This window comes from Tepidibacillus decaturensis (genome assembly GCF_001561915.1).
Taxonomy (GTDB): Bacteria; Bacillota; Bacilli; order Tepidibacillales; family Tepidibacillaceae; genus Tepidibacillus_B; species Tepidibacillus_B infernus.
This window is the reverse complement of record NZ_LSKU01000001.1, coordinates 399,859-407,028: the sequence shown is the minus strand read 5'-3', so window position 1 is coordinate 407,028 and position 7,170 is coordinate 399,859. Positions and strand designations below refer to the sequence as shown.

Here is a 7,170-nt window from a genome sequence, read left to right as displayed (position 1 = left end):
CCATTGTGATTGTAGTTTTGTGGCAGATAGAGATTGGAACGCTTCTATCAATATCAAGCGTGAAGGATTGCGACTGTTAGTATAATCATAAATAGAGCATGGAACAGGCTCGATAGCTAAGTAAATTTCGTACCGTTAGGTGCGATTACCTTAGAAACCCCCACCTCTAAGCGAAGCGTAGGTGGCGGGTAGTTCACACCATCAATGAATTCACAAAGAACGGAAAGGAGTAGCACATGAAGATCGGTATTATTGGGGCGATGGATGAAGAAGTTGAGAGATTAAAAGAAAAACTAGAACAAAGGGAAGACATCGTAATAGCAGAAAGTGAATTTTCTACTGGAAAGTTGGAAAATCAAGATATCATCTTATTAAAATCAGGGATTGGCAAAGTAAATGCGGCAATTGGAACCACATTACTTAATCAGCTTTTTTCTCCAGAATATGTGATTAATACTGGTTCCGCTGGAGGCTTTCATAAAGAGTTAAATGTAGGGGACGTTGTTATATCAACAGAAGTTCGACATCATGATGTAGATGTAACCGCTTTTGGCTATGAATACGGACAAGTTCCTAAGATGCCAGCATCTTTCCTACCAGATCCACACTTAATGGAGATTGCAATAAACAGTGCTGAGAAATTAACAGGAGTTCAAGTGGTTGAAGGCCTAGTCGCTACAGGCGATTCCTTTATGAATGATCCAGAACGCGTTGATTATGTTCGTTCCAAATTCCCAAACCTTTATGCAGTAGAAATGGAAGCAGCAGCGATTGCTCAAGTCTGTTATCAATTCAAGGTTCCTTTTATTATCATTCGATCTCTTTCTGATATTGCAGGAAAAGAATCGAAAGTATCCTTTGAACAATTTCTTAAAAAAGCAGCAGTAAATTCTGCAAATCTGGTCATTGAAATGGTGAAGGAGTTGAAATCAAATGACTAAAAAAATGAATGTAGAAAGTTTTAATTTAGATCATACCAAGGTAAAGGCTCCCTATATTCGATTAGCTGGTATAAAAAAGGGGAAGTATGGGGATGAGATCTATAAATATGACGTTCGTTTTTGTCAACCTAATCAAGAACATATGGAAATGGCAGCTCTACACTCTCTAGAACATTTAATCGCTGAAAACATCCGATATTATACAGATCAAGTGGTTGATTTTAGCCCAATGGGATGTCAAACAGGCTTTTATCTAACGATGATCAACCATACAAATTATGATGAAATCCTTGAAATTGTAGAAAAAACACTTGAAGATGTATTAAAAGCAGAACAAGTACCTGCTAGCAATGAAACCCAATGTGGATGGGCAGCTAGTCACAGTTTGGAAGGTGCAAAAGAACAAGCTCGGAAAATGCTCGCACATAAAGATGAATGGCACCAAATTTTTGCTGAATAAATAAAGCCCCACACTAGAATCGGTTTTCCTTCAAAGGAAGGCGATACTTGTGTGGGTTTTTTATTCGGTATAATTAAAAATCAAAGTTGTCTGGATCTGCCCCTAGTCGATGATTCTGATTTAATTCATCGATTGCTTCCATATCTTCTTTGGTTAATTCAAAGTCGAAGATATCCCCATTTTCTTGAATTCGATCCCGATGTACTGATTTTGGAATGGTGACCACTCCATGTTGCAAATCCCAACGTAGAACGATTTGTGAAGGTTTTTTATTATATTTTTTGGCGATCTCTACAATTGTAGGTTCACCAAAGATCTGCCCTTTCATCAATGGCCGCCAAGCTTCTAATTGAATGTGATGGGTTTGACAAAAATGAAGAAGTTCCTTTTGTGTTAACTTTGGATGATACTCCACCTGATTCACCATTGGTACAATTTCACTATCCGCCATCAAATCTTCTAAATGATGGATTTGAAAATTACTTACGCCAATGGCTTTTACAATTCCATCTCGATATAATTTTTCAAGAGCTTTCCAGGTTTCTTTGTATTTTCCCTTCACTGGCCAATGAATCAGATAGAGATCAATATATTCTAGATCTAATTTCTGTCGACTTTCTTCAAAAGCGGCCAATGTCGATTCATAACCCTGTCGATTGTTCCACACTTTTGTTGTGATAAAAAGCTCTTCTCTTGCTATACCCGATTCCTTGATTGCCTTTCCAACACCAACTTCATTTTCATATAATGCTGCTGTATCAATACTTCGATAGCCTATTTCTATGGCCCATTTCACCGCATTTTCAACCTCTTTACCTTCTTTGGCCTGATAAACCCCAAGTCCTAACCAAGGCATATGAACCCCATTATGCAAAGTTGTTCGATCAAAAATACTATTCATCGTTTTTACAACCTCCTATACGTTTTGTATTATCTTATTTTCTATTATTTTGTTCGATCTCCTCTATCATTAACGATAATTCTGTCCAACGTTCTATTGCTTCTTCTAACTCTTTTTCAACTTGTTGTTGTTCTTGATAGGTTTGATGAACAAGTTCGATATTGCTTCCAGCCTGTTCGAGTTCTTTTTGTAATTCCTGAAGTCGTGCTTCTAGTGTCACAATTCGATCTTCAATTTCTTCCCATTCTATTTGTTCTTTATAAGATAATTTCTTGCGTGGTTCTTTTACTGTTTTCGTGCTTTCACTAGGTTGCTTTTCTTCCATTAATTGTTTTTGTTGTTTTTCTTGCTTTTGTAATGTCAAATATTCAGAGTAATTTCCTTCAAATCGGCCAATCTTTCCATCTCCTTCAAACACTAGAAGATGATCAACCACTCGATCAAGAAAATAACGGTCGTGAGAAACCGTAATGACAACGCCTGGAAATTGATCCAAATAATCTTCTAAAATCGATAATGTCTCAATATCCAAATCATTTGTCGGTTCATCAAGTAAAAGAACGTTGGGTTCAGTCATTAACACTCTTAATAAATATAATCGTTTCCGTTCCCCACCTGATAACTTGCGAATATAGGCCCACTGCATATCTCTTGAAAATAAAAACCGCTCTAACATTTGTTCTGCAGAAATCCACTGTCCATCCGCCGTTTTTACCACTTCTGCAGCTTCCTTTATATATTCAATCACACGCAGATTAAGATCCATCTCTGTATGATCTTGGGTATAATAGCCAATTTTCACCGTTTCTCCTCGATCAATAAGCCCACGATCCGGCTTTATTTTTCCCGCTAATAGATTTAATAGAGTTGACTTCCCACTCCCATTAGGTCCAACGATTCCTAAGCGTTCATTTGGAACAACAATGTGGCTAAAATCATCGATAATTGTTGAAGTACCAAAGGTTTTTGAGATCCCTTCGATTACAAATACTTTTTTTCCCAATCGATTTGAGCCTAAAACAATATCTAACTCTTCATTTACCGTGTCGTTCTTTTCTTTTTGTATCTGCTCGACTCGTTGAATTCTTGCCTTTTGCTTTGTGGTTCTTGCTTTTGCGCCACGCTTTAACCATGCTAACTCACGGCGTAAGAGATTCTGCCTCTTTTGTTCAGCAACGATTGCTTGTTCTTCTCGTTCTGCCTTTTTCTCTAAAAACACCTCATAATTGCCATCGTATACGTAAAGTTCACCATGATCCAATTCAAAAATACGGTTGGTCACCCGATTTAAGAAATAGCGGTCATGTGTTACCACGAGCAGAGCGCCCCTATATTGAGCCAAATACCCTTCTAACCATTCAATAATCTCATGGTCTAAATGGTTGGTTGGTTCATCTAAAATAAGTAGATCAGCTGGTTGGATTAATGCCTTCGCAATCGCTACACGTTTCTTTTGCCCACCTGATAATGCCTTAATCGGTTGAGTCATATCCTTGATTCCAAGGCGGTTAAGGATCGTTTTGGCGATGGTACTCGCTTCCCATGCCCCTACTTCATCCATTTTTTGCTGCATCTTCATTAGATATTCCTGTTTCATCCGGTTGTTTGGATCAGCTTCAAGTGCGAGTACTGCTTGTTCATATTCTCTCATCGCTAACATGAGGCTTGAATGGCCATAATAGATTTGCTCAAAAACAGTTAATTCATCATTCAACTCAGGATGTTGTGATAAGAATTCAATTTGAAAATGGTTGGAGTGAATGATTTGTCCTGCTTCTGCCTTTTCCTTTCCGGCAATCACACGCAACAAGGTTGATTTCCCAGTTCCGTTAACCCCGATTAGTCCAATTCTTTGTTTCTCAGCAATCATAAATGAAATATGGTTAAACAAAACCTTTTCCCCATAGGTTTTCACTAAATTCTCAACCGTCAGTATACTCATATCAATCTCCTAGCCTTGCTTGTGATTTTCAACATGGTTTTATTATACAATATCATACGAAAAAAGGGATTCAATTCAAAATCTGAACTGAATCCCTTTTTTAATTAGCAACAATGCCCTTTTTTGTGACCATGATCATGTCCATGATCATGTTTTTCTACATGCTCCTGCTTTTCAGCTTTCACCTCAGCATGTTCATGATTGTGATCATGCTCATGACCTTGATTCTTATGGTCATGTTCTTTATCATGTCCTCCGCAGCAGCCCATTCTCCTCACCTCCTTAAACTAGTATAGAAATAATGGATTAGTGTACTAATTTAACACCTTTTAACCGTAATGAGTTAGAGACAACAGAGACTGAGCTAAAGGCCATCGCTGCCCCGGCAATCCATGGTGCCAATAAACCTAAAGCAGCAACTGGTATTCCTAACGTATTGTAAATAAACGCCCAGAATAAATTTTGTTTAATATTTCTCATTGTTTTACGGCTTAGTAGAATGGCATCAACAATACCTGTTAAATTACCCCGCATTAAAGTTACATCAGAGGATTCGATCGCTACATCAGTACCTGTCCCAATTGCAATCCCTACATCGGCTGTAACGAGTGCTGGAGCATCATTAATTCCATCACCAACCATCGCAACAATTTCACCTTGATCTTTGAACTTTTGTACTTCAGACGCCTTATCTTCTGGAAGGACTTCTGCGCGAATCTCGGTAATACCGACTTGTTTGGCAATCGCCTCTGCCGTTCGTTTGTTATCCCCTGTAATCATAACCACTTTTAGCCCTAATTGTTGTAGTTTATGAATTGCTTCTTTAGAATCTTCCTTAATTGTGTCAGCAACAGCCACAACTCCAGCTATTTGCTGATCGATGGCAACAAGCATCGCCGTTTTTCCCTCTTGCTCCATTTGTTCCATCTTACTCTCAATTTCACCCAACATGATATTCTGCTGTTTCATCAATTTACGAGTACCAACAAGCAATTTTTTATCTTCAATTTCTGCCTCAATACCAAACCCTGGAATGGCATTGAAGGAATCAGCTTCAACCAATTCAATCCCTTTTTCCTTAGCCCCTTTTACGATTGCTGTTGCAAGCGGATGTTCGGAGCTATTTTCCGCTGAAGCTGTTAAACGAAGAACTTCGTCTTCATTAAAGCCATTTACGACATAAATATCCGTTAATTCTGGCTCACCTTTGGTAATGGTTCCCGTTTTATCTAGAACTATAGTATTTAATCTTGAGGTGTTTTGTAAGTGCTCTCCACCTTTAAAAAGGACTCCTTTTTCTGCCCCTTTACCTGTACCCACCATGATTGAGGTTGGAGTTGCAAGTCCTAAAGCACAGGGGCATGCGATTACTAATACAGCAATCATCGCGGCTAGTGCAATCGCAAATTCAACGCCAATAACAAAGTACCAAACGATAAAGGTAAGAATTGCAATACCAACTACGATCGGAACGAAGATCCCTGAGATCTTATCTGCTAATTTTTGTATCGGTGCTTTGGAACCTTGAGCATCTTCAACTACTTTAATGATTTGAGCTAGTGCAGTATCTTTCCCTACTTTCGTTGCTTTAAATTTAAAAGTTCCATGTTTATTGATCGTTGCACCAATCACATTGTCACCTATTTTTTTATCTACAGGAATGCTTTCACCTGTAAGCATTGACTCATCAACCGCTGAGTTTCCTTCTACAACCACTCCATCAACAGGAATCTTTTGCCCTGGGCGAACCAATATAATATCATCTACTACAACTTCTTCAATGGCAATTTCCTGTTCTACACCATCACGAATCACAGTGGCTGTTTTTGCTTGTAACCCCATCAATTTTTTGATCGCTTCAGATGTACGACCCTTTGCCACAGCTTCTAGTAATTTCCCTAGTACGATTAGCGTAATGATAATAGCGCCTGTCTCGTAATAAAGTTTGTCTCCACCAATCAATGCTTCCCATAGACTGTAGACGTAGGCTGCTGAAGTTCCTAGCGCAACAAGAACATCCATATTAGCACTGCCATTTTTTAATGCTTTATATGACCCTACGTAAAATTGCCAACCTACAAAAAATTGAACAGGTGTTGCAAATACCCATTGGAACCATGGATTAAGGAAAATTTCTGGAATCCTTATATTGATATACTCCAGCATGGCTACTAAAAGAGGTAAAGATAAAATAGCCGAAATAATGAATTTACGTTTTTGGTTCCTGATCTCAGCTTCCCTTGCCTCTTTTTCCGCATCGACGTTATCTGCTTTTCGCTCCTTCGCACGATAGCCAACCGATTCAACTTGTTTAATTAGATCAGCTATGCTTACATCAGCACCAATGTATTCTACAGTTGCACGTTCTAACGCAAGATTTACATTGGCTGTCTTAACACCTGGTAATTTATTTAATGCTTTCTCAATTCTTGTCGCACATGATGCACATGTCATCCCAAAAATATCTAGCTCTACTTTATCTGAAATGACTTTGTAGCCAATGTCTGCAATCTTCTTCTCAAAATCATTGATTGAAACTTGCTCTTCATCATATTCGATGCTTGCCCTTTCTAAAGCCAAATTCACATTGGCTTTCTTTACGCCCTGCAACCTGTTTAAACCCTTTTCAATTCTTGTGGCACAGGAGGCACAAGTCATTCCTTGGATTTTTAATGTGGTTGTTGCCATGGTATCCCTCCATCCTTATTCATAATTAGGTTTGTATGTTATTTACCATACCCCCCTATAGTATTTATGCTGTTAAATATACCCTTTGTTTATGGATTTTTTCTACAGAAAATGTGAACAAATTGTGACAAAGAATATCTGCTATAGATATACAAACCCCAAAATGACTAATGGAATAAAGTTCTATCATTTTAATTTTAAAAAAAAAGTGACTGATTGGCGAACAGTCACTTTTATT

6 protein-coding genes are annotated in these 7,170 nt (G+C 38.2%); 2 read left to right on the top strand and 4 right to left on the bottom strand.

What is annotated here, in order from left to right:
• Positions 1-236 precede the first annotated feature (236 nt).
• Complete coding sequence (mtnN, locus tag U473_RS01980) at positions 237-941, top strand: 5'-methylthioadenosine/S-adenosylhomocysteine nucleosidase (protein ID WP_068722850.1); 705 nt, start codon at positions 237-239, stop codon at positions 939-941.
• Positions 934-1,401 (top strand): S-ribosylhomocysteine lyase, encoded by a 468-nt coding sequence (locus U473_RS01975; protein WP_068722848.1) that lies wholly within the window; start codon positions 934-936, stop codon positions 1,399-1,401. Before mtnN ends, U473_RS01975 begins: the two co-directional genes overlap by 8 nt.
• A gap of 73 nt (positions 1,402-1,474) precedes the next feature.
• Here the strand turns inward: U473_RS01975 and U473_RS01970 are convergent, their stop codons facing one another.
• The 4 genes from U473_RS01970 to U473_RS01960 form a co-directional block, all read right to left on the bottom strand.
• Positions 1,475-2,302, bottom strand: a complete 828-nt coding sequence (locus U473_RS01970) for an aldo/keto reductase (RefSeq protein WP_068722846.1) — start codon at positions 2,300-2,302, stop codon at positions 1,475-1,477.
• A 34-nt stretch (positions 2,303-2,336) separates the two neighbouring features.
• Entirely contained in the window at positions 2,337-4,244 is a 1,908-nt protein-coding gene (locus U473_RS01965) for an ABC-F family ATP-binding cassette domain-containing protein (RefSeq protein ID WP_068722844.1), read from the bottom strand.
• Between the two features lie 104 nt (positions 4,245-4,348).
• A complete protein-coding gene (locus U473_RS14705; protein ID WP_161937267.1) occupies positions 4,349-4,513 on the bottom strand; it encodes a hypothetical protein in 165 nt (54 codons plus the stop codon).
• A gap of 37 nt (positions 4,514-4,550) precedes the next feature.
• Positions 4,551-6,932, bottom strand: a complete 2,382-nt coding sequence (locus tag U473_RS01960; RefSeq protein ID WP_068722842.1) for a heavy metal translocating P-type ATPase — start codon at positions 6,930-6,932, stop codon at positions 4,551-4,553.
• Between the last annotated feature and the right edge of the window lie 238 nt (positions 6,933-7,170).